The organism is Variovorax sp. P1_G12 (genome assembly GCF_056405555.1).
Map to the genome: position 1 here is coordinate 1 of NZ_JBFUBW010000014.1, position 25,408 is coordinate 25,408.

Below are 25,408 nucleotides of genomic sequence, written 5' to 3' on the forward strand. Positions count from 1 at the left end.
CCATGAACGGCGCCAGGCCGGTGCCGGTGCCGAACAGGTAGAGCCGCTTGCCCGGCAGCGTGTAGTCGGTCAGCAGCGTGCCGGTCGGCTTGCGGCCGACGATGACGGTGTCGCCGACCTGGATGTGCTGCAGCTTCGAGGTCAGCGGGCCTTCCTCGACCTTGATGCTCAGGAACTCCAGGTGTTCCTCGTAGTTCGGGCTCACGATGCTGTAGGCCCGCAGCAGGGGCTTGTCGTTGACCTTCAGGCCGATCATCGTGAAGTGGCCGTTCGAGAAGCGCAGGGCCGGATCTCGGGTGGTCGTGAAGGTAAACAGGCGGTCGGTCCAGTGGTGGACGCTCAGCACACGTTCTTCGCTGAATGCACTCATGGTTTCTTCTCCGTCAGTAGGGGCGGCGCCTCTCGCAGCGCGACTTTCATGTAGTGAATGCTACATCAAAGTGGAGTGAATGCTACACAAGCTGCGCAATGACCGCAAGCTGCCCAGGGTCCGCGAGGACGCGCCATTCGCCAAGGTCTGCGACCTCCACGGAGATCGTCGCGCGCACCCGACCCGCCAGCAGGCGAAAATCCACGGAATGCACCGACACAGACTTCCGCAGATACCCATCCAGGCGCTTGGCGCTGCGGCCCTGGCAGCCGCCGTCCTGGCGGGCTGCGCCTCCTCCGCGCCATCGACGGCACCGGCGTCGGACCCGCCGCCCGGCCCGGCCGCAACCGCCCGGCCGGCGATGCCGCCCCCGACCCCGAAGCCCACGGGCGCGGACGATGCGACGCTCCAGCAGGGATTCGGACGCTGGGTCGCGGACTTTCGCGCCAGCGCGCGCGAAGCGGGCATCAGCGAGGCGACGCTTCGCGCTGCGTTCGACGACGTGCACTACCTGCCGCGCGTTGTCGAACTGGATCGCGCCCAACCCGAATTCACGCGCACGGTCTGGGACTACCTCGACAACACCGTGACGCCCCAGCGCGTCGCGCTGGGCCAGGACAAGCTGCTGCAGGTTCGCGCCGAAGCCGATGCGGCGGCCGCGCGCTACGCCGTGCCCCCCGGCATCGTGGTCGCCATCTGGGGCATGGAGAGCAACTTCGGCAGCAACTATGGCAGCACCCCGACCATCGATGCACTGGCGACCCTGGGCTTCGAGGGCCGCCGCGAGGAGTGGGCGCGCCGTGAATTGCTCGCGGCGTTGAAGATCCTCGACCGGGGCGACATCGACCGCGATCACATGATCGGCTCCTGGGCAGGGGCCATGGGCCAGACACAGTTCCTGCCGTCGAATTTCCTGGCCTACGCGGTGGATGCCGACGGGGACGGCCGGCGCGATATCTGGGGCAGCATGGCCGACGTCACGGCCTCGACGGCCAACTTTCTCTCGAAGTCGGGCTGGAAGGCGGGCCAGCCTTGGGGCGTGGAGGTGCAGTTGCCGACGGGCTTCGACCACGGCCGTGCGGACGCTGCCGTGCGCCAGTCCAGCGCGCAATGGGCCGCCGAGGGCTTGCGAAGCGCGGACGGCCGGCCGTTGCCGGACTTCGCGGACGGCTCGATCCTGCTGCCCGCGGGTGCGCGTGGCCCCGCCTTCCTGGTCGGACCCAATTTCCGCGCGATCCTGCGCTACAACAACTCGACCAGCTATGCGCTCGCGGTCGGTCTGCTTTCACAGCGGCTGACCGGCGGCCCCGGCGTGCAGGCGCCCTGGCCGCGCGATCTGGCGGCGCTTTCGCGCACTGAGCTGCTGGAGCTTCAGACCGCCTTGAACCAGCGCGGCTTCGCCGCCGGCACGCCCGACGGCATGATGGGGCCGGCGACCCGCGACGGGATTCGCCGGTACCAGCGCAGTGTCGGCCTGCCCGCGGACGGCTTCCCGAGCGCGGCCGTGCTGCAGCGCTTGCGTGAGCCTTAGGGCATGCGGGTTCCGGCTACAGCGCACCCGCCGGCCTGTCGCCGCGTTCCGAGAGTTTTCGCTCCAACGCAGCCATCCCGGCAGGGACATTGAGAGATGCGCCGTTGGCCTCCATGCTCAGCCCCAGCGCATGCAGGGTGCGAAAGAGATGGTGTTCCCTGCATTGCTCGCCCATCTGCCCGATGCGCAGAATGTTGAGTCCGAACGACCCTGAGATCTCCACCTTGTGCGTGCTCGACATGTGGCTCCGGACGCGGTCCGCCGCCACGGCGGCGGGCACGTTGATGCCAACCACCGAGTTCAGGCGCGAGGGTGCCTCGACCAGCAGCGTCAGGCCCATCGCTTCGATGCCGGACTGGAGCGCTTCGGAACAGACGCGATGGCGCCGGAAGCGGGCGGACAGGGTCTCTGCGCAGACCAGGCGGAGTGCCTCGTGCAGCGCGAGGATGCCCGACACCGGCGCGGTGTAGTGGTAGGAGCTCTGGTTCCAGAACTTGTCCGCCAGCTTCGCGTCCAGACACCAGTGCGGCAGGGTGTCCTGTCGCCGTTCGATCGCCTCCCAGGCGCTTTGGGAAAACGCAAGCAGCGAAACGCCCGGGATCGACGACAGACCCTTCTGTCCCCCGGTGATGACGGCATCGATCTGCCAGTCGTCCATCTCGAGCGGCATGGTGCTCAGCGTGCACACGGCATCCACGATGACCAGGCACCCATGCGCCTTGGCGAGTCGTGCGATTTCCTGCAGTTCCCGGTTGAGGACCGTATTCGAAGTTTCGCCCTGGACAATGGTCAGCACGTCGTACTTGCCGGTGCGCATGCGCGCTTCGACCAGAGCGGGCCGGGCGCTGGCGTTGTCCTCGACTGGGAGGACGTCGACATGGCCGCCCACCCGGCGTGCCATCTCCGCCATGCGCTGGCTGAAAAAGCCGTTGGTGACGCTGAGGACGGTCGTGCCCGGCGCCACCAGGTTGGTGATGGCCATTTCCATCGCGGCCGAACCGGGACCCGCCACGCCCAGGACATGCGGCGAGGCGGTCTGAAACACATAGCGGCCCATGTTCTTCACCTGCTCGATGACCTTGCTCATGGTCTCTCCCAGGTGATTGATGACGATGGAATTCGCATACGCGACGCGATGGGGAATCGGCACGGGGCCGGCGCCCATCATCAACAAGGGTTCGTCCGGCAGGATGCTTTCGAGAGGACTGATGTGCGGGGGAGGCAGATACGTCACGAGTTGGCTTGTGGATGGTTGAGGTGCAGTCGCAGGAATTGCGGGCAGCGGAATGCGCATGGCAGTCTAGCCGTGGCACCGCCACGCGTGCTGGAATTCAGCGTCATTCGCAGGTCGACTTGAGTTCGATGTCGGCCCCGCACTTCGAGGCCCGTCTCTGCCTTCAGTTCGTTCAGCGCACGCTGCAGTTGCGGGGCTACGGGCTCGCCTGCAGCATCGCCGCCATCTTCTGATGGATCAGATTGACCGCCTTCAGGGGCCGCAGCATCACCTTGAACTCGGTGATCCTGCCTTCGTCGTTCCACTTGATCATGTCGACCCCGTTGATGCCGATGCCGTCCAGCTCGAGCTCGAACTCGAGCACCGCGTCCCGCTCTCCCGTGAGCTCTCGAACGTAGCGGAACGAGGGGTTGAAGAAGACCTGAAATGCGGCGGCGAGGTACTTCTTCGTGATGGCTTTTCCGACTTGCGGCGTATGGACCACCGGTGAATGGAAGGTCGCGTCGTCGGCAAGAAGCGCGTCGAGTCCTGGCGCGTTGCGTTCCCTGACGAGTTGATGCCAGGCGGCGATCGGGCTGGATGTCATGAATGGTTCCCCCAACATTGCGGATGAGGCCGCGACTCTGCCCCGGACCGGCCGGAAAGACAAGCGCCGCTCAAGCGGGCTGGGCGGTCCGCGAGTGGTCTTTCCCCGGCTTGGCTTCCAGCACCTCGCCCAGCACGCGAACGCCCGCATCGACGGCCGCCGCCGGCACGCTGCCGAAGCCCAGCACGAGGCCGTTGTCGCTGACCGGCGTGATCGCGAAGCGGCCGATGGGCGAGGTGGTGACCTGGCGCAGGTCGGCGTCGTGCGCCGCCGCGGTCTCGGACACGTGGGCCGGCAGTCGTGCGATGGTGTGCAGGCCGCCGTGCGTCGGCACGATGTCGAGCAAGCCGGCCAGGCGCCGCTGGCAGGCTTCGGCCAGGGCCTCGTAGCGTTCCAGGTACAGGTGCCGCATGCGGCGCAGATGGGCCGCGAAATGCCCCTCGTCGATGAACTCCGCCACCACCGCCTGGGTGTGCGACGGCACGCCCTGCAGGAAGTGGCTCATGATCGTGCGGAAGGTGTCGACCAGGGCCGGCGGCGCCACCAGGTAGCCCAGCCGCAGCGCGGGAAACAGCGATTTGCTGAAGGTGCCGACGTAGATCACCAGGCCGGTCGTGTCCACGCTCTTGAGCGTCGGCAGCGGCCGGCCGCCGAAGAAGAACTCGCCGTCGTAGTCGTCCTCGATGATCCAGGCGCCCGCCCGCTCGGCGGCATGCAGCAGCGCGAAGCGGCGCTCCAGGCTCATCACGCTGCCCAGCGGCTGCTGGTGCGAGGGCGTCACGAAGGCCAGCCGGAAGCGCGGCGCCAGGCGCAGGCCCTCTTCGACGCACAGGCCTTCGTCGTCGACCGGCACCGGGACCAGCTCGGCACCGGTGGCGATCAGGCTGTTGCGCGCGCCGATGGCGCCGGGGTTCTCGAACCAGATCTTGTCGCCCGGATTCAGCAGCGTCGAGCCGATCAGGTGAAACGCCTGCTGGGCGCCGCCGACGATGAACAGCTGCTCCGGGTCGCAGGTGATGCCGCGATTGGCGCGCAGGTGCGAGGCGATGGCGCGCCGCAGTTGCGGCGATCCGTTCGGGTCGCCATAGCCCATCAGCTCGTCGCGCCCGCCGCGCAGGTACTTGGCGGACAGGCGCGCCCACTGCGCGACCGGGAAGGCGTCGAAGGCCGGCAGCGCCGTGGTGAAGGCGCGTGCCACATGCGGCAGCCGCTGACGCGTGCCGAAGCGCTGCACCGCCTGCGTCATCACCGTCGACAGCACCGGCGACGCTGCCCGGAGGGCCGCGGCCTGCGATCTCGCGGGCATCGGGCGGCTCGCGCCCAGGGCGGCGCTGACGAAGGTGCCGGCGCCGGTGCGCGACTCGACCAGTCCTTCGGCGGTGAGCCGGTCGAACACCTCGATCACCGTCGTGCGCGACACGCCGAGGTCGCGCGCCAGGGTGCGGCTGGCCGGCAGGCGGTCGCCGGCCTGGAAACCGCCGGTCAGGATCATCTCGCGCAGCGCCACGCAGACCCGGGTGCTCACCGGCTGATGGGACGAGGGGTCGATGCGCAAGGACAGCAGCAGCGATCCGCCGGCACGTTTGACCATCGCGTCTCCTGATTGTGGTTTTCAAAATGGTATCAGCCAAACATCAGAATGGACCTGTCTCCAAGGCCACTTCACGCGGACCATCCGGCTTTTCTAGTCCCGGCACAGGCACGCAGCTTCATGAAGATCCAGAAGATCGAGACCTTTTGCAACCTGCACGTCGGCTTCGTGCGCGTGACCGCGGAAGACGGCGCGCAGGGCTGGGGCCAGGTGTCGCCCTACAACGCCGACGTCACCGCCCAGGTGCTGCACCGGCAGGTCGCGCCCTGGTCGCTGGGGCAGGGCGGCGAGGACCTGGATGCGCTGGTCGACCGCATCGCCGAGCGCGAACACAAGTTTCCCTGCGCCTACCTGTACCGCGCGATCGGCGGCCTCGACACCGCGCTGTGGGACCTGCGCGGCAAGCGCGAAGGCAGGAGCGTGTGCGAGCTGCTGGGCGGCACGCCCGGCCGGCTGCGCGCCTATGCCTCGTCGATGAAGCGCGACATCACGCCCGAGGACGAGGCCCGCCGCATGCTGCGGCTGCGCGACGCGCACGGTTTCGACGCCTTCAAGTTCCGCGTCGGCGCCGAATGCGGGCACGACGTCGACGAATGGCCCGGCCGCACCGAGGCCATCGTGCCCACGATGCGCCGCGCGCTGGGCGACACGGCCGCGTTGCTGGTGGATGGCAACAGCGGCTTCTCGCCCGCGCGTGCGATCGAGGTCGGACGCCTGCTGGAAGACCAGGGCATCGAGCACTTCGAGGAGCCCTGTCCCTACTGGGAGCTCGATCAGACGCAGCAGGTGCGCGAGGCGCTGAAGCTCGACGTCACCGGCGGCGAACAGGACTGCTATCTGCCGATGTGGAAGCACATGATCGCCACGCACACGGTGGACATCGTCCAGCCCGACGTCTGCTACGTCGGCGGCCTCGCGCGGACCCTGCGCGTCGCTGCGATGGCGGCGCAAGCGGGCCTGCCGTGCACACCGCATAGCGCCAACCTGTCGATGGTCACGGTGTTCACGATGCACCTGCTGCGGGCGATACCCAACGCCGGCAAGTACCTGGAGTACTCGATCGAGGGCCCGGACTACTACCCGTGGCAGGAGGGCCTGTTCGTGCACGCGCCGTACGAGGTGCGCGACGGGCATGTCGCGGTCCCGGACGAACCCGGCTGGGGTGTCGAGATCGATCCCGAATGGCTGGCGCGGTCGCGCTACCAGGTGTCGGAGCGCGCCGCGTGAACGCCGGGCTCCAGGCGCTGGTGCGCGAGGCACAGGCCAACGGCCGCATTGCCGACCTGCCCGGAGAGCACTTCATCGACGGCCGCTTCGTGCCCGCGGCCCGCGGTGGGCGCATGGAGACCTTCGACCCGGGAACCGGCGAGGCCTTCGCCTCCTTCGCGGCCGGCGATGCCGACGATGTGGACGCCGCGGTGCGCGCCGCACAGGCGGCCCTGCGCGGGCCGTGGCGATCCATGACGCCGGCCGAGCGCGGCCGGCTGCTGTGGCGCATCGCCGGGCGCATCCGCGCCTCGGCCAACCGGCTGGCCGTGGCCGAGACCCTGGATTCCGGCAAGCGGCTGTCCGAGGCGCTGGGCGACGTGGCCGGCGCCGCCGCCACCTTCGAGTACTACGCGGGGGCCTGCGACAAGCACCAGGGCGACAGCATCCCGCTGGGCACCGACCACCTGGCCTTCACGCTCAACGAACCGGCCGGCGTGACGGCGCACATCATCCCGTGGAACTACCCGCTGTCGACGGCGGCGCGCGGCATGGCGCCGGCGCTGGCGGCCGGCTGCACGGTGGTGGCCAAGCCGGCCGAGCAGACGCCGCTGACCGCGCTGATGCTGGCCGAGCTGTGCGCGCTGGCCGGGCTGCCGGCGGGGGTCTGCAATGTGGTCACCGGCACCGGTGCGGCAGCCGGCGCGGCACTGGTCCGGCATCCGGGCGTGCAGCACATCAGCTTCACCGGCTCGGTCGCGACCGGCATCGACGTGATGCAGGCGGCGGCGCCGCACGTCACGCGGCTGGTGCTCGAACTGGGCGGCAAGTCGCCGGTCGTGGTGCTGGCCGATTGCGACATCGAGCAGGCGATCGAAGGCGTGCTGGGCGCGATCTACGAGAACGCGGGGCAGATCTGCTCGGCGGGCTCGCGCCTGGTGATCGCGCGCGAGATCCACGAGGCCTTCGTCGACCGGCTGCAGGCGCGCGCGCAGGCCATGCCGTTGGGGCACGGCCTGCGCGACTGCGGCATGGGGCCGGTGAGTTCGCTGGCGCACCGCGAAAGAATCGCGGGCTACGTGGACCGGGCTCGCGAACGGGGCGTCAGGGTGCGCACGGGCGGGCAGGCCTGCGCCGATCCGCAGACCGGACGCGGCTGGTTCTACCCGCCCACCATCCTCGACGACGTGCCGGCGATGGACGAGGCGGTGCAGCAGGAGATCTTCGGCCCGGTGCTGGCGGTGCAGGTGTTCGACGACCTGGCGCAGGCGGTGGCATTGGCCAACGGCACGGCCTACGGCCTGGTCGCAGGCGTCTACACGCGCAGTTTTGCGGCAGCGCACCAATTGGCGCGCGACATCGATGCCGGGCAGATCTTCATCAACGAGTATTTCGCGGGGAGCATCGCGGTGCCGTTCGGCGGCAACAGGCGATCGGGCTTCGGCCGCGAAAAAGGCCTGGAAGCCCTGCGCAGCTACAGCCGGATCAAGTCCGTGGCGGCAAGGATTTCCTGAATGGAACTGGTATGACGAAGTTTCGAGAATGGCACTGTCCGGCCGACCACCCGGTTTCTAGACTGCGCCACGATGGGGGAACACCGTGCAAGATCGACTGACAAGGAGTGAAGCAATGAAGAGCCCTTTGATTCGCAGGCGCCTGACGCTGGGAGCGCTGGCCGTGATGGGCGCGTTGCTGGCGCACCCGGCCGCCGCGCAGCAGCAACTGACCATCGTGTCCTTCGGCGGCGCCTTCCAGGAAGCGCAGATGAAGGCCAAGTGGGCGCCCGCCGCCAAGGCCCTGGGCATCACGCTCAAGGAAGAAACCTACACCGGCATCGCCGACCTGCGCCTGAAAGCCAAGGCCGGCGCCGTGACCTGGGACATCGTCGGCAGCGGCGCGGGCAGCGCCGCGCGCGCCGGTGCCGAAGGCCTGCTGGAGCCGATCGACTACAAGACAGTGGACGTCTCGACCTTCGGTCCCGGCCTGGCGTCGGAGTTCTGCGTCGGCGGCACGGTGTTCTCGAACGTGTTCGCGTTCAACACCAAGACCTATCCGGACGGCCATCCGCAGCCGCAGACCTGGGCCGACTTCTGGGACGTGAAGAAATTCCCCGGCAAGCGCTCGTACCGCAACGCCGTGGCGGGCTCGCTCGAACCGGCGCTGATGGCCGACGGCGTGCCGCCCGAGAAGGTCTATGAAGTGCTGTCCGCCCCGGGCGGCATCGAGCGCGCCCTCAAGAAGATCAAGGAGCTCAAGCCCCACATCGCCGTCTGGTGGTCGTCGGGTGCGCAACACGCGCAACTGATGAAGGACGGCGAGGTCGACATGGTGACCGGCTGGAACGGCCGCTTCGACGGCGTCATCAAGGACGGCGGCAAGGTCAAGTACGGCTACAACCAGGCGATCCTGGACGTCGACTGCTATGCCGTGCCCAAGGGGGCGCCGAACCAGGCGCTGGCCATGAAGTTCCTGAACGAGATCGGCAAGCCGCAGTACCAGGCCGAACTGGTGAAATTCATCAACTACGGGCCCACCAACAAGAAGGCCTTCGAAGGCAGCGCGATCGATCCGGTCGTGGCCAAGGGACTGCCCACTTATCCGGACAATGTTTCGAAGCAGATGCTGCTCGACGCGGGCTGGTACCTGAAGAACGAGGCCCGGGCCGCGCAGCTGTACCAGAACATGCTCACCGAATAGCGCTTGCGGCCTCGGCTCCGCGATACTCGACCAGGGGCCCGCCCGACGGGCGGAGACTTCTCTTCCAGAAAGCAGGTTGATGCATGGTGCGCAATTCGTCGCTGCCGATCTCGATGCGGCAGGTGACCAAGAAGTACGGCAATGTCTTCGCACTGGACCATGTCGACCTGGACATTCGCAGCGGCGAGTTCCTCACGCTGCTGGGGCCATCGGGGTCGGGCAAGACCACGCTGCTGACCGTGCTGGCCGGCTTCACCCGGCCCGACCACGGGAGCCTGAAGTTCGGCGATGCCGAGATGATCACCACGCCCCCGCACAAGCGGGGTGTCGGCATGGTGTTCCAGAACTACGCGCTGTTCCCGCACATGAGCGTGGCCGAGAACGTGGCTTTCGCGCTGCGGCTGCGCGGTGTCGCGCGCAGCGAAAGCGCCGAGCGCGTTGCGAAGGCGCTCGAGATGGTGCGCCTGGGCGGCTTCGGCGCCCGCGGCATCGACCAGTTGTCGGGCGGCCAGCGCCAGCGGGTGGCCCTGGCACGGGCCATGGTGTTCGAGCCGCGCATCATGCTCATGGACGAGCCGCTGTCGGCACTCGACAAGCAGCTGCGCGAGCACATGCAGATCGAGCTGCGGCAACTGCACGACAAGCTCGGCATGACCACCGTCTACGTGACCCACGACCAGCGCGAGGCGCTCACCATGTCGGACCGCATCGCGGTCGTGAATGGCGGCCGCATCGTGCAGCTCGACACGCCCCGTGCGATCTACGAGCGCCCGGCCCATCGTTTCGTGGCCGAGTTCATCGGTGAATCGACCTTCGTGCCGGTGACGGTGGTGCAGGGGCACGTGCGGCTGGCCGAGCGCACGCTGCGCGCCGCCGAGCATCCGGGCGTCGATGGCGCGCGGCTGCTGATGTTGCGGCCCGAGCGGCTGCAACTGCTGGACGCGGGGCCGACGCAGGCCCCCGACGGGCTCAATGTCTTCGACGGCAGGCTGGTGGCGCAGGTCTACCAGGGCGACAGCGCCCTGCTGCATGTGGCACTGGACGGCGGCACGATGGTCTGGCTGCGGCATGCCACGCACGGCACGGGCAAGGCCGCACCGGAGCCGGGCGCCGCGGTGCGGCTGGGCCTGAGTCCGCAGGACACCGTGCTGCTGCCGGCCGAAGGTTCGGCCGCATGACGGCATTGACCGCGGCGCGTGCCGGGCCGACCCACGCGCAGCCCATCGCGACGCCGAACGCGCAAGCGCTGCGCCGCGTCGCGCAATGGGAACGCCTCGGGCTGCTGGGGCTGGTGGCGCCGGCATTGCTGCTGATCGCCGTCACGATGCTGGCGCCGGTGGGCTGGCTGTTCTACCTGTCGCTGTTGTCCGACGACGGCCAGTGGAGCTTCGAGCACTACCAGCGGATGTGGGAGCAGCCCTCGTACTGGCGCACCTTCGCCACCACCTTCCAGGTCAGCCTGATGACCACCGGCCTGTGCATGCTGATCGGCTATCCGCTGGCCTACTGCCTGTCGGAGCTGCCGAGGCGCGCGGCCAACCTCTGCATGATCGCGGTGCTGCTGCCGCTGTGGACCTCGCTGCTGGTGCGCACCTATGCCTGGCTGGTGCTGCTGCAGCGCAAGGGCCTGGTCAACGGCTGGGGCATCGCGCTGGGCTGGTGGGACGAGCCGCTGGCGCTGGTGCACAACCTGACCGGCACGCTGATCGGCACCGTGCACGTGATGCTGCCGTTTCTCATTCTTCCGCTGTACTCGGGCATGCGCGCCATCGATCGCGACTACCTCAAGGCCGCGGCCAACCTGGGCGCCTCGCCGGCACGCAGCTTCTGGCTGGTGTTCCTGCCGCTCTCGCTGCCCGGGCTGACCAGCGGCGCCGTGATCGTCTTCATCCTGTGTCTGGGCTTCTACATCACGCCGGCCGTGCTCGGCGGGGGCAAGGTGATCATGGTGTCGAGCCGCATCGCCAACGACATCGAGGTGTTCTTCAACTGGGGCGCGGCCAGCGCGCTGGGCGTGGTGCTGCTGGTGCTCACGGTGGCGGTGATCCTGGTCGCATCCAGGCTGATGGGCGCGCGCGGATTGCTCGGCGGGCAGGAGGTGCGATGAGCATGCCCGACTGGCTCAGGCATCCCGTCACGCAGACCCAGGTCACCCGTGGCCAGCGCCTGTGGCTCTACGCGCTGGCGGCGCTCGTGATGCTGTTCCTGGTGATTCCGACCCTGATCGTGATCCCGATGTCGTTCTCGGCATCGCAGTACCTGGAGTTTCCGCCGCGCGAATGGTCCATCCGCTGGTACGCGAGCTACTTCGCCTCGTCGTCCTGGATGCAGGCGACCGCCACCTCGCTCAAGGCGGCCGCGCTGACCACGCTGGTGGCGACGCCGCTCGGCACGATGGCGGCCTATGGCCTGCACGCCTCGCGCTGGCGCTTCGCGGGGCCGATGACGATGCTGCTGTTGACGCCGATGGTCGTGCCGGTGATCCTGATCGGCATCGGCGTGTTCTACGCCTACGTGAAGCTCAAGATGGTCAACACCCTGCTGGGCCTGGCGCTCGCGCACAGCATGCTGGCGGTGCCGGTGGTGATGATGGTCGTCGCGTCGGCGCTGAAGTCCTTCGACCTGAACCAGGAGCTGGTGGCGCGCAGCCTGGGCGCCTCGCGCGCCCGGGCCTTCTGGCTGGTGACCCTGCCGCAGATCCGCTTCAGCGTGGTGACCGCGGCCGTGCTGGCCTTCCTCACGTCGTTCGACGAGGTCATCGTGTCGCTGTTCGTCTCGGGCGGCGACCATTCGACCCTGACGCGCAACATGTTCAATGCGCTGCGCGACCAGGTCGACCCGACCATCGGCGCGATCTCCACGCTGATCATCGCCGTGACCTCGCTGCTGCTGGTGTTCACGCAGTTCGTGGGCAAGCGCGTTTGATGCGCACTGAAGGCACTGCCGCTTCGTGACGGAATTCGACTTCATCGTCATCGGCGCGGGCTCGGCGGGCTGCGTGCTGGCCAATCGCCTCACGGCCTCGGGGCGCCATACCGTGCTGCTGCTGGAGGCCGGCGGCAGCGATCGCCGCTTCTGGCTCAAGGTGCCGATCGGCTACGGCACCTCGTTCTACAACCCCTCGGTCAACTGGATGTACCGCACCGCGCCCGATGCCGGCCTGGCCGGGCGCGAAGGCTACTGGCCGCGCGGCAAGGTGCTCGGGGGCTCCAGCAGCATCAACGCGATGGTGTTCGTGCGCGGCCAGCCGGCGGACTTCGACGAGTGGGCCGGCATGGGGAACGCCGGCTGGGGCTGGGACGACGTGCTGCCCTGGTTCAAGAAGCTCGAAGACAGCGAGCACGGCCCCAGCGCCTGGCGCGGTGTCGGCGGGCCGCTGCATGTCAGCGACGTCTCGCAGGCGGTTCATCCGCTGTGCCAGGCCTATCTGCGCGCCGGCTCGGAGCTCGGCCTGGCGCTCAACGGCGACCTCAACGGGGCCAGCATCGAGGGTGTCGGCACCTATCAGATCACGACCCGCAACGGGCTGCGCGAATCGGCCAGCACGGCCTACCTGCATCCGGCGATGAAGCGCGCCGCGCTGACCGTGCGAACCGGTGCGCAGGCGACGCGCATCCTCTTCTCCGGCACGCAGGCCTGCGGCGTGCGCTACCTGATGGGCGGCCAGGCGCACGAGGTCCGTGCGCGGCGCGAGGTCATCCTGTCGGCGGGCGCGATCAACTCCCCGCAGCTGCTCATGCTGTCGGGCATCGGCCCGGCCGCGCAGCTGCAGGCGCACGGCATCCCCGTCGTGGCCGACCGAGGCGCGGTAGGGCGGAACCTGCAGGACCACCTGTGCATCGACCATCTTTATCGCTCGCGCGTGCCGACCCTCAACACCGAACTCGGGCCCTGGGGCGCCAAGCTCTGGGCGGGCCTGCGCTACCTGGCGGCCCGAAACGGGCCGCTGGCCCTCAGCGTGAACCAGGGCGGGGGCTTCGTGCGCTCGCGCCAGGGGCTGGATCGTCCCAATCTGCAGCTCTATTTCTCTCCGTTGAGCTATCTGCGGGCCCGTGCCGGCAAGCGCGAACTGATGCGTCCCGACCCCTATCCTGGCTTCCTGCTCGGCGCCCAGCCGTGCAAGCCGACCAGCCGGGGCCATCTGCGGCTGCAGGGGCCCGACCCGCTGGCGGCGCCCGTCATCGCGCCCTGTTCGCTGGACACCGAGAGCGACCGCCGGGACATGCTCGAGGCGACCCTGTTCCTGCGCAAGCTGGCGGCCACGCCGGCCCTCAGCGCGGTGATCGAGAGCGAGCTGATGCCGGGAGGCCAGGTCCGGTCGCATGAGCAGTTGATCGAAGACATCCGCCAGCGCGCTTCCACGGTCTTTCATCCGGTGGGCACCTGCCGCATGGGGCCCGATCCGCTGGATTCGGTCGTCGATCGCCACCTGCAGGTGCACGGCGTGCAGCGGCTGCGCGTGATCGATGCCTCCGCATTTCCGACGCTGCCCTCGGGCAACACCAATGCGCCGACCCTCATGCTGGCCGAGAAGGCCGCCGCCGGGGTGCTGGCCGATCACCAGGAACAGAGCCTTCGATGAACCACGCCGCCACCGATCTCCTGGCCGATTGCAAGCTGGCGCCCTATTGGTGGGACGACGTGCCGCGTCCGGCGATTGCCGAGGCGCCCCTGCCCGGCACGGTGGACGTGGCGGTCGTCGGTGCCGGCTACACCGGCCTGCATGCGGCGCTGCAGACCGCGCGCGGCCAGCGCTCCACGCTGGTGCTGGATGCGGAGGAGGCCGGCTGGGGCTGCAGCACGCGCAACGGCGGCCAGGTGTCGACCAGCATCAAGCCCGGCTTCGACCCACTGGCGCGCCGGCACGGGGCGCAGCGCGCCTTCGAGATCCTGAAGGAAGGGCAGCGCTCGCTGGCCTTCATCGGCGACTTCATCCGCCGGGAGCAGATCGACTGCGACTTCGGCGCCGTCGGCCGCTTCCATGCGGCGCACAACGCCGCGCAGTACGAGGCCCTGGCCCGCAGGGTCGGCGAGCAGCCCCGGGGCCTGGAGGTCGACGCCCACATGGTGCCGCGGGCCGAACAGCGCAGCGAACTCGGCTCCGACGTGTACTGGGGCGGGGCGGTGTACACGCAGCATTGCTCGGTGCACCCCGCGCGCTATCACCAGGGCTTGCTGGAACGCGCGCTGGCCGCCGGCGTGCAGGTGGCGCCGCGCACGCCGGTGGCGCGCATCGAAAGGCAGGGCGAGCGCTTTCTCGTGCATACCGCTCGCGGCGCCGTGCTGGCGCGCGACGTGGCGGTGGCGACCAACGGCTACACCGGCGCCGCCACGCCCTGGCTGCAGCGCCGCGTGATCCCGATCGGCAGCTACATGATCGCGACCGAGGAGCTGCCGCCGGGCCTGATGGACCGCCTGATCCCGAAGAACCGGATCGTCAGCGACACGCGCAAGGTCGTCTACTACTACCGGGCCTCGCCGGACCGCAAGCGCATCCTGTTCGGCGGCCGCGTCTCGCACCAGGAAACCGACCCGCGCGCCAGCGCGCCCAGGCTGCACGCCGACATGGTGAAGGTGTTCCCCGAACTCGCGGGCACGCGCATCAGCCATTCGTGGTGCGGGTTCGTGGCCTACACCTTCGACGAGCTGATGCATGTCGGCAAGCACGAGGGCATGCACTACGCGATGGGTTACTGCGGCGCCGGCGTCGGCACCTCGAGCTATTTCGGCATGCGCGTGGGCCAGCAGGTGCTGAGCCTCGCCGAAGGGCGCACCGCGCTCGACGGCCTGGCCTTCCAGACCCGGCCGCTGTACCGCGGAAACCCCTGGTTTCTGGCGCCGTCGGTGCTCTACTACCGCTGGCGCGACCGCCGGCCCGTCTGATATCAGCTGGCCGCGGCGCCGCGCCCGAGCAGGGTCTTCAGCTCACCGCTGTCGACCAGTGTCTGCAGCTCGGTCGAGCCGCCGATCAGCACACCCCTGACGAACACCATCGGGATGGTCGGCCAGCCGGTCCACATCTTGAGCGCGTTGCGCTCGCGCCAGCGGCTCAGATAGCTGCCGTATTCGAGGTAGCAAAACGGTTGCTTCGCCTGCTCCAGGATCTTGCGCGCCTTCTTCGGAAACGGGTTCATCGCCATGCCGACCACCACGATGTCGTTGGCCTGGACCGCATCCATGACCTCGCGCACGATGGCCTGCCGGTTCTCGGCCAGCTTGGTGCGGATGGCGGGATGAATGTGGGCTTCGTCTAGGACGGGACGGGACATCGATGACTTTCTCTGGGTTGCGAAGACGGGATCCGTTCTGGACCACTTGGGCCACGGGGGCGCGGAGGATTCTGCGCTATCCCCACCGCTGTCGATAATCTCGCCCCCCGACCCCATTCCGGCGGAAATGCGTAATGGAAGCGCCACGCGTCGTGGCGCGTGTCAATCGCGGAACGCGCCAAATCTGCTTTGCAACTTCTCGAGCCGGTTCACACGCTCGCCGACCTTCTTCCCAAGTTGTTGAACCACGCTGTCCATCAGGAGGTTGAACAAGCTCACGATAGGAACGGTGGAGTCCCAGAAAAAGCCCACATTTGTCTGTACATGAAACACATGCGGGGTGTGGCTGCGCGCCCAGTGGCAGTAGGCATCCGTGATGACGAACACGGGAACGCCGGATTCCGCGGCAGCCGACGCCAGCAGTTCGGCCTGATGCGCATAGCGACGGATGTCGACCAGGATCAGGCAGCGCGTCGGGCTCTTTGCAGCGCCGAACAGTTCGGAATAGGTGCCGTCAGCCCCGTCGAGAACGCGCACGCCTTCGCGCACGTAGTCGAGTCGCGCCGCAAAATCGGATGCGATGCCGCGCACGGTCTGGTAGCCGGCAACGAACACTCGCTGCGATGTCGCGACCTGCTGCACCATGGCATCCCAGTGTTCGCCCGCGGCTAGATCGTACGCACCTACCATGGCTTCGATTTCTTGGGAGAGTTGCGCGCTGCGCGTACCGGGCTCGGCGCTGTGGTCACGACGGAATTGCTCGAAGCGACCGGGGAGTCGAAGCTCTGCAGGCGCACTCAAGCGGCTGGCTTCCCGCCGAAGCGCGTCGAAGCTGTCGTAGCCCAATGTGCGCAGAAAGCGCCCAACGGTCATCGGGCTGACGCCGGATTTGCGCGCCACAGAGGCCGCGTTCTCCAGCGTCAACTCGCGAGCGTTCGCGGTCAGATAGGCGGCCAGAAGGCGCTCCGAGCGTGTCATCCCGGATGACGCCGACTCAATGCGTTCGAAAAGTGACTGGGAAGGATTCATCGGATGTCGGTGACACGGCCATAGCGCCGCATCCATTCCATGAGCGTGCTGTGATCCAGCGCTTCGACGCGCGTGTTGTCTCGGCCCACCATGGGCCGGGCGCCAATCAATGCGTTCAAGATGCTTTCCTCCACGGCTTCGACCACGCCGAGAAAGAGCGGATCGAGTGTGTGCTGAGCCAGGTACTCCGTTCGACAGACGCCATGGTTGCCGAGCGGCTGGTCCGAGTGGGTGGTGAATGCCAGCATGATATCGCCGGAGCCGTCGCCCCCCGGAGTGCCCGTTCTACCGACGCCAAGTGCGGCACGCCTTGCGAGTCGCTGGAGTTGGCTGGACAGAAGCGGGGCATCGGTTCCCACAAGGACGATGATCGAGCCTTGCTCGCGCTCGGTCGGTCCGCTGCATGGACTGCTCGAACTCGGCATGAGTTCGCCGACGGGCACGCCCAGCACGTTCAGCCATGGGCGAATGCCCATGTTGGCCTGGACCAGCACGCCCACGCGGTAGTCCTGACCCGCGACGCTCACGATGCGCGACGCTGTGCCTGTCCCACCCTTGAAGCCGTAGCAGATCATGCCGGTCCCGCCGCCGACATTGCCTTCCGCGACCGGGCCGGACGCTGCTGCTGCGATGGCTTCGAAGACGTGGGATTCGTCGATGTGCAGCCCATCCATGTCGTTGAGCACGGCGTCGCAGGTCTCCGCGACCACCGGCATCAACCACGGATATGCACCGCGGTCGCCATCGACACGGGAGAGCCATCGCACGAGTGCGTGATGGACCATGCCGATGCTGTGCGTGTTCGTCAGGCCAATGGGGCCGCGAAAGATGCCGGCCTCTTCAATCCAATGTGTCCCGGTCATCTCGCCGTTGCCGTTGAGTGCGTGGACGCCGGCTTTGACGGGCTGCAGCACGCCTGATCGGCCTCGCGGCAGAACGATCGTCACGCCCGTGCGCACCGGGCCCGCACCAACATGCAGCGCGCCGTCCCCCCGAATGAGCGTGGTCTGCCCCACTTCGACGCCTGGTATGTCGGTGATGGCGTTGGCGAGGCCGGTCTTGCCGGGAAAGCGCAAGCCCAGATCTCTCGCTCTTGTCTGTGGGGTGGTGAGGGGCAAGGGATTACTCCTAGATGGTGGTATCAAAATTGCATTGACGTGTTCAATGGTAGTCAAATAACATTTGTGTGTCATCAATCGGAAGGATGGATAGTTCAAGTGACTGGAATTTCGTGTGCGTTCAGGCGTGGTCGGGCGTGGCTGCCCGCGGTGGTTGCGGCAGCGTCCCTTCTGGTCCTGCCCAGCCTTTCCCTCGCGCAAGCCCAGAAGCCCTTCATCTGGGGCAAGCCGTCGGAGGTGCTTTCCACCGATCCGCATTCGTCGGGCGACGGCTCATCGTGGACGGTCTTCTATCTGATCTACGACCCATTGCTGAGCACGGACGACAAGCTCAACGTCACCCCCAGGCTGGCCGAATCCTGGGAGCAGGTCTCGCCCACGTCCTATGTCTTTCACCTTCGCAAGAACGCGGCGTTCTCCAACGGTCGGCCGCTGACCTCCGCCGATGTGGTGGGCAGCTTGAAGCGGCTGACAGATCCGCAGAAGGCGCGCGGCTGGGGCAAACAGATCGGTGGTGTGAGCGATGTGGTCGCGATCGATGCGCACACCGTGCGCATCGACCTGGTCAAGCCGAATACCTCCCTGCTCTCCATCCTCGCCGTCGCGACCACGTCGATCCTGCCGATGAAGGAAATCGAGGCTGGCACCTTCGACCCGGCCAAGGGAATGCTCGGCTCAGGTCCCTACAAGGTGGCACAACACCGCCAGGACGAAGCTTGGCTGCTGGAGCGCAATCCGTACTATTGGCAAAGCGGCAAGCCGGTCATGGACAGGATGACGATCCGCGTCATGCCCGACGATGCGGCGCGCCTTGCGGGCCTGCGTGACGGCAGCATCGACGTCGCGACGTTCGAGAACCCCGACACACCGCGCCTGCTGGGTGCCATCCCAAGCGTGCAGTCGGTGGTTCAGAAAACGCCCAACTACTTCCACCTGGACCTGAGTGGTCTCCATGGCAACTCGGTCTTCAAGGATCGTCGTGTGCGCCAGGCGGCCGAGTTGGTCATCGATCGTCCTGCGATCGTGAACGCGGTGTTCGGCGGCGAATCGGCGGTGGAATACGCCGTGCCCAGTGCATTCGGAAAGAAGTCCTGCGAGGGACTGCCAAGCTACACGCTGCCGCGCAAGGAACGGGTGGCCAAGGCCAAGGCACTGTTGAAGGAAGCAGGCAATCCCAATCCGCGCATCAGCCTCATCGCCTCGTCGGTGCTGGTCACCTATCCATTGATCGCCCAAGTGCTGCAGCCACAGTTGCAGGAGGCGGGTTTCAGCGTTCAAGTGCAGCAAGTGCCCGTGGCCGACTGGTACAAGCGCGTTCTGACGACCAACCCGAAGGACTCGAACTTCGATGCCTCCCTGTCCTGGTTTGCGGGCTTCTCGGACCCGGGAATCGTCCTGAACTGGTGGACTTCCGGCTTCTCGCCGGTCTTCACGACATTTCTCGAGCCAGTGGCCGAATACGGCGATCTGATGGTGCAGGTTCGGCAGACGCCCAACGGGTCCGAGCGCGACAAGCTGATGGCGCGTGCGTGCGAGTTGATCGAGAGCTCGGCCAACATCATCCCGCTGGTGGGCAAGCCCGACTACATCGGCTTCCGACGCGACCAGATCGACGCGCGCTTCGGCCCGCTTGAAGGCAATTTCGATGTCTTCAAGTACGTTGCCGAGTTCAAGCGCCGTTGAGTCACAGGTCCGAAAGATGCGAATCGTCTATTACCTTGCATTGCGCCTGGGCATCGCGGCGTTGACCCTTGCCGGGGCATCGATCCTCGTCTTCGCCGGATTGCGCTTGCTGCCCGGAGGCTTCGAGCAGATGGTGCTGGGCCCGGATGCCTCGGTGGAGACGCGCGCCGAACTGGCCGCGAAGTTCGGGCTCGATCAGCCAGGACCGATGCAGTACGTGAAATGGCTGGGCGCCGCTGCGAGCGGAGACCTCGGCGTTTCCATGGCGACCGGCAAGCCGGTGGCCGACGAAATGTTGCGCCGTGCGCCCGCGACGATCCAGGTCGCCCTGATCGCGACAGCCACCGCATTGCTTGTCGGGCTGCCGCTGGGCTTGCTGGCCGGCCTGGGCGCCGGCAGATGGCGGTCTGTGGGCCGCATGGTGGGTGCACTGGGGGCCAGCGTGCCCGAGGTCGTGTTGGGCAGTGTGCTGGTGTATGCATTCTCCAGATGGAGCCTCGGTGCCACGGTGGGGGGCTACGTGCCGCTCACCGAAAACCCCGGTGCCAGCTTGCGTGCCACGCTTCTGCCCGGCATGAGCCTGGGCATCTTCGGTATTGCGCTGCTGGTTCGCACGACGCGGGATTCGGTGCAGCGCGTGCTGACCGATGGTCACGTTCTCACCGCCATCTCGCAGGGTCAAAGCCGTTGGCACATCGTGCGGCACCATGTGCTGCGCAACGCGTCGATCCCTGTGATGACCGTGACGGCCACCTACATCGGTCACCTGCTCGGCGGTGCATTGATCGCCGAGATCCTTTTTTCCGTGCCCGGGATCGGGCTCTACATCTACAGCGCGCTGGGCAACCGCGACTACGCGGTCGTGCAAGCCGGCGTGTTGCTCGCGGCCGCTGTGTTCATCGCGGTGAATACCCTGGCAGATCTGGGATATGCCGTGCTCGATCCTCGCATCGATGCGGGTCGCCGCGGGTGAGGTCTCGAATGAAGCAAGCCATGACAACCATCCTGCGTTTCGCGCGTCACGATCATCTGGCCGCAGTCGGCGGGCTGATCCTCTTGACGCTGCTGTTGCTGGGAGCCCTGGGCCCTTGGCTGCCGCTGGGCGATCCGGATCAGATCGGCGCGGGTCCACGCTTCGCGGCGCCCTCGTGGGCGATGCCTTTCGGCACGGACGAATTGGGCCGCGACCTGTTGCCGCGCGTCGTGCGCGGCATCCGTGCGACATTCGTGCTCGCGCTGGCCTCGGTCTGCGGGACCGCCATTCTCGGAACACTGATCGGGCTGTACGCCGCGTATGTCGGGCGCTGGACCGACACCGTGATTGCCCGTGTGATGGACATCATGTTCGCCTTTCCGGCGCTGATGCTCGGCCTGTTGGTGGCCGCCGTGATCGGGCCTGGAAGCATCTCCGCGCTGGCCGTGATCCTGTTTGCCACGCTGCCCCTGTTCGTGCGGGTGGTGCGCTCGGTCACGCTCGGCATGGTGGGCCGTGGCTTCGTCACGGCGGCCGAGGTGGCCGGCGCCTCGCGCTTGCGCGTGATGCTGGTGCACCTGCTGCCCAATGTGCTGGGCGCCGTGCTGGTGCAGTTCACCTACGCGGTGTCGATCGGGATCCTGATCGAGAGCGGGCTGAGCTTTCTGGGGCTCGGCTCCCAGCCGCCGGAGTCCTCGCTCGGCGCCCTGCTGCGTCTCGGCTCCGTGTATCTGACGATCGCACCCTGGCTGGCTCTTTCGGCGGGTGTGGTCTTGGCCCTGTCGATCGTGGCAGTGAATCTTCTGGGCGACGGGCTGCGTGACGCTCTGGAACCCTTGCGTGGAAGGAGGCTGCGATGAATGAGATCACCACACCGCTCTTGCTGGAGGTCACGGATCTCGTCATCGAGTATGGCGACACGCCAGGCGCCGCCCATCGCGCACTGGACGGTGCCACGCTCACGGTGCGCGCTGGCGAAGTGCTGGGGCTGGTCGGGGAGAGCGGTTCAGGAAAGAGCACGCTGGGCCTGGCCGTGGGACGCCTGCTGGCGGACAACGCTCGCCGATCCGGTGGCGATCTCAAGGTCAATGGGCAACCGGTATTCGAATTGGAGGACGCAGCCATGCGCGAAGTGCGACGCCGCACGTTGGGCTTCATCTTCCAGAACCCCATGGTTGCGCTCGACCCCACCATGCGCGTCGGCAAGCAAGTCGCGCTGGCGGCTGGCAGCAAGGCGCCGGTGCGCGATCTGCTGACGCGCGTCGGGCTGCGCGACATCGAGCGGGTCGAACGCAGTTTTCCGCACCAGCTGTCGGGTGGCATGGCGCAACGCGTTGTGATCGCGATGGCCATCGCACGGAGACCGCTGTTGTTGGTGGCCGACGAGCCCACGGCATCTCTGGACGCGACTCTGCGCGAGCAGATCTTTGCGCTGCTGGTCTCGTTGCGAGACTCGATGAAGACCGGCGTCGTGCTGTTGAGCCACGAGTTGCGCGCCGTGGCCCGCCATTGCGACACCGTGGCGGTGATGTATGCCGGCCGCGTGGTCGAGTATGGGCCGGCAGCGCTGGTGTTCGCACGGCCTGCGCATCCTTACACCGAGGCGCTGCTCGCCGTGGCACCCGGAAAGGAAAAAGTGGGCGAGGTCCTGGCATCGATTCCCGGCGCACCGCCGGCGCTCAGCGGGCGCAGCGACGATTGCGCCTTCGCCGATCGTTGCGCATACGCCAGCGCCGACTGCCGCTCGCTGCGGCCGGAGCTGCGGGTTGTCGAGGGGCGTTCGGTCGCATGCCACCGCGCCGGTGAACGGGCCCAATTCAAGGAGGCCGCATGACGGACCTGGTGGTGTCGCTCGAGAACGTGGGCGTGACCTTCACGACCGGCCCGGCCTGGAACCGGCGCCGCGTCGATGCGGTGCGCGACGTGACCTTGAGCATCGGCGCCGGCGAAACACTCGGCGTGGTCGGAGAAAGCGGGTCGGGAAAAACGACGATGGGCCGGCTTCTGCTGGGTTTGCAGGCTCCGACGCGAGGCGTTGTGCGCTTCCTCGGCGATGCCATCCCCGCGTCGCGCCGAGCCCGGCAGACCCTGCTGGCGGGACGCATGTCGGTGGTCTTGCAGCAGCCGGAGTGGGCACTCAATCCCCGACTTCGTCTCGGCCTGTCGGTGGAGGAACCGCTGGCGGTCACGGGCACAGGAACGCCAGGAGCGCGCCGCGCCCGCGTGGCGGAGATGCTCTCGCTGGTGGGCCTCAACCCCGGCTTTGCCGAGCGTTTCCCGCACGAGCTCTCTGGCGGACAGCGTCAAAGGGTTGCCATCGCGCGGGCATTGATCACGCAGCCTCGGTTCCTTGTGTTCGATGAGGCGGTGAGTGCGCTCGACGTCTCTGTGCAGGTGCAGATTCTCAATCTGATCCGAGATTTGCAGCAGCGTCACGGCTTTGCTGCGCTTTTCATTTCCCACGATCTGGCAGCCACGCGCTACGTATGCAGCCGGATCGCGGTGATGCGCTCGGGCGAAGTGGTCGAAATCGGCGATGCCGCACGTTTCTACGAGAAACCTCACCATGCGTACAGCCGGGCGCTCTGGCAGGCCGCTGCGTGAATGCGAAAGGCAAACAATGAAGAATGATTTGAAAACCGCCCAAGACCTTGTTCCGCGCCTGTGGCAGGGCGCATCGGACGGTCGAGCGCTGTCCTTCGACTTTCCTCAACTGAGGGTTGGAATTGCGGAGTATGACGAGGGGCCGACCGGCTGCACGGTCCTTCACGTCGAGGGAGGGGCGGACTGCGAGGTCGACGTACGTGGCGGCGCGCCGGGCCTTCTGGGGGGCTACCCACGCGTGGACGCGATCAGTCTCGCGGGAGGCTCTCTGTACGGGCTGGAGGCGGCCACCGGCGTGGCATCGACCTTGTTGGGCGAACGCGATGGCGCCGTGGGCTGGGGAAAGATCGCGCTGGTCTCCGGCGCCATCATTTACGACTTCGGCGGGCGCGCCAATGCGATCTATCCAGACAAGGCGCTCGGCGCGGCCGCCTACCGGGCGGCGCGGGCGGGGGAGTTCCCGCTGGGCGCGCGCGGAGCGGGGCGCTCGGCTGCGGTCGGTAAATTCCCGGCCTACCCGGATTACGAGCGCGAAGCTGGCGGGCAGGGCGCCGCATTCGCGCTCGTCGGCGGAGCGCGCGTTTTCGTTGCCACCGTGGTCAATGCGCTGGGCGTGATCGTCGACCGCGAAGGCCGCGTCGTGCGCGGCCTGCGTCATCGGCGTACCGGCGTGCGCCATCACCCGCGCGAGGTGCTCGTGCCCGCCGCCTCGGCCGCAGCCGATGTACCCGTCACACCCGTAAACACCATTGCGACCACCGAGAACACCACGCTCACCGTGCTCGTGACCGATCAGCCCATGCCGTCGTTGCTGTTGCGGCAACTCGGCAGGCAGGTCCACTCGTCGATGGCCCGCGCCATCCAGCCATTTCACACGCCGCACGACGGCGACATTCTCTTCGCCCTCTCCACGGGAACGGGGACTGCGTCGGTGGATCCATTCGTGCTCGCCGAAGCTGCATCGGACCTTGCCTGGGACGCGGTTCTGGAAGCGGCGGCCCCCTAGCCGTTTTGCGTCTTCTCGAGATCGCACGCCATTGCCCCCATCACTCCAGTACTCGAACGATCATGGAATCGAATCTCAACGAATTGAGCGCAGGCGAGCTGCATGCGCGCTACAAAAACCGTACGCTGACCCCGGTCGATGTGACCCGGGCCGTGCTCGAGCGCATCGCGCTGTGCGAACCGCGCCTGCACGCGACGTACGCACTGGATGCCGAGGCCGCGCTCGAGGCCGCGCGTCAATCCGAACGGCGATGGCAAGCGCAGATTCCTCAAGGTCCGCTGGACGGTGTGCCGGTGACACTCAAGGAGAACATCGCGACGCGCGGCGTACCCGTTCCGTTGGGCAGTGCGGCCACGGTGCTGAAACCCGCCGCGGAAGATGCGCCCGTGGCCGCGCGCCTGCGTGAGGCCGGTGCGATCATCGTCACCAAGACCGTCATGCCGGACTTCGGTTTTCTGGCGGCAGCGCCGTCGAGTTTTCATCCGTTGGTACGAAACCCCTGGGACACCAGCAAGAATACGGGCGGCTCCAGCTCCGGCGCTGGCGCAGCAGCGGCCGCGGGATACGGGCCCCTGCATGTCGGTACCGACATCGGTGGCTCCATCCGCATTCCTTCGAGCTTCTGCGGCGTGTTCGGACTGAAGCCGTCGCAAGGCCGCGTGCCGGTCGCCCCTCCGTATGCGGGTCGTTGCGCCGGACCGATGACGCGAACCGTGAGCGATGCTGCGTTGATGATGCAGGTCCTCTCGCTGTCAGATGGACGCGACTACTCCAGTCTGCCTTACCAAGCCATCGACTGGCAACGGCTTGGGCGTGACCTGAAGGGTCTGCGCATCGGTCTCTTCATCGAGCCTGCGATGCCGATCCAGCTGGATCCCGAGGTCAAGTCGGCGGTGGTGAACGCGGCCAGGGCGTTTGAAGCGGCCGGCGCCATCGTCGAACCGCTCACGGACTGGAGCACCTACGAAATGCGCTTGGGCTTCGTGCAGTCTTTCGCAATGCGCAGTCGCACGGATCTGGCGGCAATGCCTGAAGAACGGCGCGCACTGGCGGCGCCCGTGTTGCACCAGCTTGCTGCGTTCGCCGCGACGCTTTCCCATGACGAAGTGTTTCAATCCTTCGCGCAGATGCAGGCGATGCGCGCCGCCACGGTGGCCGCGACGCAGCCGTATGACTTCGTGCTGTCGCCGGTCTCTCCCTGCTTGCCTTTCGAGGCGGAGGCCACCAGCAGCAACGCGTCGATGCCGGGACGTGATGTGTATTTCACCAACCCCTTCAACATGTCGGAGCAGCCTGCCGCTTCGGTGAACTGCGGTCATTCGAAGAGTGGCCTGCCCATCGGGCTGCAGATCGTCGGCCGTCGCTTCGACGATCTCGGGGTGTTGCAGATGGCGCGTGCCTGGGAGGAAATGCGACCGGCTCAGACGCCTTGGCCGACGGTGACCTGAGCACCTTTTACCTGTACCCCATTGATCAATCGACTCCGAGGAAAACGATGAATCACCAAGCTC

The 25,408-nt window shown here is 67.2% G+C and carries 23 protein-coding genes; 16 read left to right on the forward strand and 7 right to left on the reverse strand.

What is annotated here, in order from left to right; translation table 11 throughout:
- The coding region (locus tag AC1D2O_RS17340) for an FAD-binding oxidoreductase (protein WP_478157600.1) at nt 1–370 on the reverse strand (370 nt) is incomplete at its 3' end.
- Between the two features lie 208 nt (nt 371–578).
- On the opposite strand from AC1D2O_RS17340, the gene AC1D2O_RS17345 reads away from it, so the two are divergent.
- On the forward strand, nt 579–1,901 hold the full coding sequence (locus AC1D2O_RS17345) for a lytic murein transglycosylase (RefSeq protein ID WP_478085681.1): 1,323 nt from the start codon (nt 579–581) through the stop codon (nt 1,899–1,901).
- A 16-nt stretch (nt 1,902–1,917) separates the two neighbouring features.
- On the opposite strand, the gene AC1D2O_RS17350 is transcribed toward AC1D2O_RS17345, so the two are convergent.
- From AC1D2O_RS17350 to pdxR, 3 genes are all read right to left on the reverse strand, one after another.
- Nucleotides 1,918–3,069, reverse strand: coding sequence for a pyridoxal-phosphate-dependent aminotransferase family protein (locus AC1D2O_RS17350; RefSeq protein ID WP_478085689.1), 1,152 nt, complete (start codon nt 3,067–3,069; stop codon nt 1,918–1,920).
- A 262-nt stretch (nt 3,070–3,331) separates the two neighbouring features.
- Complete coding sequence (locus tag AC1D2O_RS17355) at nt 3,332–3,721, reverse strand: nuclear transport factor 2 family protein (protein WP_478085680.1); 390 nt, start codon at nt 3,719–3,721, stop codon at nt 3,332–3,334.
- 70 nt (nt 3,722–3,791) lie between these two features.
- Nucleotides 3,792–5,312, reverse strand: a complete 1,521-nt coding sequence (gene pdxR / locus AC1D2O_RS17360) for a MocR-like pyridoxine biosynthesis transcription factor PdxR (protein WP_478157602.1) — start codon at nt 5,310–5,312, stop codon at nt 3,792–3,794.
- 120 nt (nt 5,313–5,432) lie between these two features.
- Here pdxR and AC1D2O_RS17365 point away from each other — a divergent pair, with 120 nt between their 5' ends.
- The 8 genes from AC1D2O_RS17365 to AC1D2O_RS17400 all read left to right on the forward strand — a co-directional run bounded on the left by AC1D2O_RS17365 (nt 5,433) and on the right by AC1D2O_RS17400 (nt 15,098).
- On the forward strand, nt 5,433–6,539 hold the full coding sequence (locus AC1D2O_RS17365) for a mandelate racemase/muconate lactonizing enzyme family protein (protein WP_478157604.1): 1,107 nt from the start codon (nt 5,433–5,435) through the stop codon (nt 6,537–6,539).
- Nucleotides 6,536–8,032, forward strand: a complete 1,497-nt coding sequence (locus AC1D2O_RS17370; protein ID WP_478085676.1) for an aldehyde dehydrogenase family protein — start codon at nt 6,536–6,538, stop codon at nt 8,030–8,032. The genes AC1D2O_RS17365 and AC1D2O_RS17370 overlap by 4 nt, the downstream gene beginning before the upstream one ends.
- Before the next feature lie 115 nt (nt 8,033–8,147).
- Nucleotides 8,148–9,215: an ABC transporter substrate-binding protein gene (locus AC1D2O_RS17375; RefSeq protein WP_478085674.1), complete on the forward strand. Its 1,068-nt coding sequence runs from the start codon at nt 8,148–8,150 to the stop codon at nt 9,213–9,215.
- Nucleotides 9,216–9,298: 83 nt separating this feature from the next.
- Nucleotides 9,299–10,393, forward strand: a complete 1,095-nt coding sequence (locus tag AC1D2O_RS17380) for an ABC transporter ATP-binding protein (RefSeq protein ID WP_478085672.1) — start codon at nt 9,299–9,301, stop codon at nt 10,391–10,393.
- Nucleotides 10,390–11,322, forward strand: a complete 933-nt coding sequence (locus tag AC1D2O_RS17385; RefSeq protein WP_478085670.1) for an ABC transporter permease — start codon at nt 10,390–10,392, stop codon at nt 11,320–11,322. Before AC1D2O_RS17380 ends, AC1D2O_RS17385 begins: the two co-directional genes overlap by 4 nt.
- Nucleotides 11,319–12,140, forward strand: a complete 822-nt coding sequence (locus AC1D2O_RS17390; protein WP_478085669.1) for an ABC transporter permease — start codon at nt 11,319–11,321, stop codon at nt 12,138–12,140. Before AC1D2O_RS17385 ends, AC1D2O_RS17390 begins: the two co-directional genes overlap by 4 nt.
- 25 nt (nt 12,141–12,165) lie before the next feature.
- Nucleotides 12,166–13,797 carry a GMC family oxidoreductase gene (locus AC1D2O_RS17395; RefSeq protein ID WP_478085667.1) on the forward strand — a complete coding sequence of 544 codons (1,632 nt, stop codon included), beginning with the start codon at nt 12,166–12,168 and terminating at the stop codon, nt 13,795–13,797.
- On the forward strand, nt 13,794–15,098 hold the full coding sequence (locus AC1D2O_RS17400; protein ID WP_478085665.1) for an NAD(P)/FAD-dependent oxidoreductase: 1,305 nt from the start codon (nt 13,794–13,796) through the stop codon (nt 15,096–15,098). Before AC1D2O_RS17395 ends, AC1D2O_RS17400 begins: the two co-directional genes overlap by 4 nt.
- 2 nt (nt 15,099–15,100) lie before the next feature.
- Here AC1D2O_RS17400 and AC1D2O_RS17405 read toward each other — a convergent pair whose 3' ends face one another.
- The 3 genes from AC1D2O_RS17405 to AC1D2O_RS17415 form a co-directional block, all read right to left on the reverse strand.
- Nucleotides 15,101–15,484, reverse strand: coding sequence for a glutaredoxin domain-containing protein (locus AC1D2O_RS17405; RefSeq protein WP_478085663.1), 384 nt, complete (start codon nt 15,482–15,484; stop codon nt 15,101–15,103).
- Nucleotides 15,485–15,646: 162 nt separating this feature from the next.
- Nucleotides 15,647–16,513 (reverse strand): MurR/RpiR family transcriptional regulator, encoded by an 867-nt coding sequence (locus AC1D2O_RS17410; protein WP_478085661.1) that lies wholly within the window; start codon nt 16,511–16,513, stop codon nt 15,647–15,649.
- Nucleotides 16,510–17,589: a DmpA family aminopeptidase gene (locus tag AC1D2O_RS17415; protein WP_478157605.1), complete on the reverse strand. Its 1,080-nt coding sequence runs from the start codon at nt 17,587–17,589 to the stop codon at nt 16,510–16,512. Before AC1D2O_RS17415 ends, AC1D2O_RS17410 begins: the two co-directional genes overlap by 4 nt.
- On the opposite strand from AC1D2O_RS17415, the gene AC1D2O_RS17420 reads away from it, so the two are divergent.
- The 7 genes from AC1D2O_RS17420 (at nt 17,488) to AC1D2O_RS17450 (ending at nt 25,345) form a co-directional block, all read left to right on the forward strand.
- The gene (locus AC1D2O_RS17420) at nt 17,488–19,314 is read left to right on the forward strand and encodes an ABC transporter substrate-binding protein (protein ID WP_478157607.1); all 1,827 of its coding nucleotides are present in this window, start codon (nt 17,488–17,490) and stop codon (nt 19,312–19,314) included. The two genes, AC1D2O_RS17415 and AC1D2O_RS17420, sit on opposite strands and share 102 nt — an antisense overlap.
- A 16-nt stretch (nt 19,315–19,330) precedes the next feature.
- The gene (locus tag AC1D2O_RS17425) at nt 19,331–20,287 is read left to right on the forward strand and encodes an ABC transporter permease (protein ID WP_478157608.1); all 957 of its coding nucleotides are present in this window, start codon (nt 19,331–19,333) and stop codon (nt 20,285–20,287) included.
- 20 nt (nt 20,288–20,307) lie between these two features.
- Nucleotides 20,308–21,147: an ABC transporter permease gene (locus AC1D2O_RS17430; protein WP_478157610.1), complete on the forward strand. Its 840-nt coding sequence runs from the start codon at nt 20,308–20,310 to the stop codon at nt 21,145–21,147.
- Nucleotides 21,144–22,121, forward strand: a complete 978-nt coding sequence (locus AC1D2O_RS17435; RefSeq protein ID WP_478085652.1) for an ABC transporter ATP-binding protein — start codon at nt 21,144–21,146, stop codon at nt 22,119–22,121. Before AC1D2O_RS17430 ends, AC1D2O_RS17435 begins: the two co-directional genes overlap by 4 nt.
- Complete coding sequence (locus AC1D2O_RS17440) at nt 22,118–22,891, forward strand: ATP-binding cassette domain-containing protein (RefSeq protein WP_478085650.1); 774 nt, start codon at nt 22,118–22,120, stop codon at nt 22,889–22,891. Before AC1D2O_RS17435 ends, AC1D2O_RS17440 begins: the two co-directional genes overlap by 4 nt.
- Nucleotides 22,892–22,907: 16 nt before the next feature.
- Nucleotides 22,908–23,897, forward strand: coding sequence for a P1 family peptidase (locus AC1D2O_RS17445; protein WP_478085648.1), 990 nt, complete (start codon nt 22,908–22,910; stop codon nt 23,895–23,897).
- A 62-nt stretch (nt 23,898–23,959) separates the two neighbouring features.
- On the forward strand, nt 23,960–25,345 hold the full coding sequence (locus AC1D2O_RS17450) for an amidase (RefSeq protein WP_478157612.1): 1,386 nt from the start codon (nt 23,960–23,962) through the stop codon (nt 25,343–25,345).
- The last annotated feature ends 63 nt before the right edge of the window (nt 25,346–25,408 follow it).

Coding starts and splice junctions, on each gene's coding strand:
- AC1D2O_RS17345 (WP_478085681.1), top strand. CDS start 579: ATGCACCGACACAGACTTCCGCAGATACCCATCCAGGCGCTTGGCGCT.
- AC1D2O_RS17350 (WP_478085689.1), bottom strand. CDS start 3,069: ATGATGGGCGCCGGCCCCGTGCCGATTCCCCATCGCGTCGCGTATGCG.
- AC1D2O_RS17355 (WP_478085680.1), bottom strand. CDS start 3,721: ATGACATCCAGCCCGATCGCCGCCTGGCATCAACTCGTCAGGGAACGC.
- pdxR (WP_478157602.1), bottom strand. CDS start 5,312: ATGGTCAAACGTGCCGGCGGATCGCTGCTGCTGTCCTTGCGCATCGAC.
- AC1D2O_RS17365 (WP_478157604.1), top strand. CDS start 5,433: ATGAAGATCCAGAAGATCGAGACCTTTTGCAACCTGCACGTCGGCTTC.
- AC1D2O_RS17375 (WP_478085674.1), top strand. CDS start 8,148: ATGAAGAGCCCTTTGATTCGCAGGCGCCTGACGCTGGGAGCGCTGGCC.
- AC1D2O_RS17380 (WP_478085672.1), top strand. CDS start 9,299: ATGGTGCGCAATTCGTCGCTGCCGATCTCGATGCGGCAGGTGACCAAG.
- AC1D2O_RS17385 (WP_478085670.1), top strand. CDS start 10,390: ATGACGGCATTGACCGCGGCGCGTGCCGGGCCGACCCACGCGCAGCCC.
- AC1D2O_RS17390 (WP_478085669.1), top strand. CDS start 11,319: ATGAGCATGCCCGACTGGCTCAGGCATCCCGTCACGCAGACCCAGGTC.
- AC1D2O_RS17400 (WP_478085665.1), top strand. CDS start 13,794: ATGAACCACGCCGCCACCGATCTCCTGGCCGATTGCAAGCTGGCGCCC.
- AC1D2O_RS17405 (WP_478085663.1), bottom strand. CDS start 15,484: ATGTCCCGTCCCGTCCTAGACGAAGCCCACATTCATCCCGCCATCCGC.
- AC1D2O_RS17410 (WP_478085661.1), bottom strand. CDS start 16,513: ATGAATCCTTCCCAGTCACTTTTCGAACGCATTGAGTCGGCGTCATCC.
- AC1D2O_RS17420 (WP_478157607.1), top strand. CDS start 17,488: ATGCAGCGCGCCGTCCCCCCGAATGAGCGTGGTCTGCCCCACTTCGAC.
- AC1D2O_RS17425 (WP_478157608.1), top strand. CDS start 19,331: ATGCGAATCGTCTATTACCTTGCATTGCGCCTGGGCATCGCGGCGTTG.
- AC1D2O_RS17430 (WP_478157610.1), top strand. CDS start 20,308: ATGACAACCATCCTGCGTTTCGCGCGTCACGATCATCTGGCCGCAGTC.
- AC1D2O_RS17435 (WP_478085652.1), top strand. CDS start 21,144: ATGAATGAGATCACCACACCGCTCTTGCTGGAGGTCACGGATCTCGTC.
- AC1D2O_RS17440 (WP_478085650.1), top strand. CDS start 22,118: ATGACGGACCTGGTGGTGTCGCTCGAGAACGTGGGCGTGACCTTCACG.
- AC1D2O_RS17445 (WP_478085648.1), top strand. CDS start 22,908: ATGAAGAATGATTTGAAAACCGCCCAAGACCTTGTTCCGCGCCTGTGG.
- AC1D2O_RS17450 (WP_478157612.1), top strand. CDS start 23,960: ATGGAATCGAATCTCAACGAATTGAGCGCAGGCGAGCTGCATGCGCGC.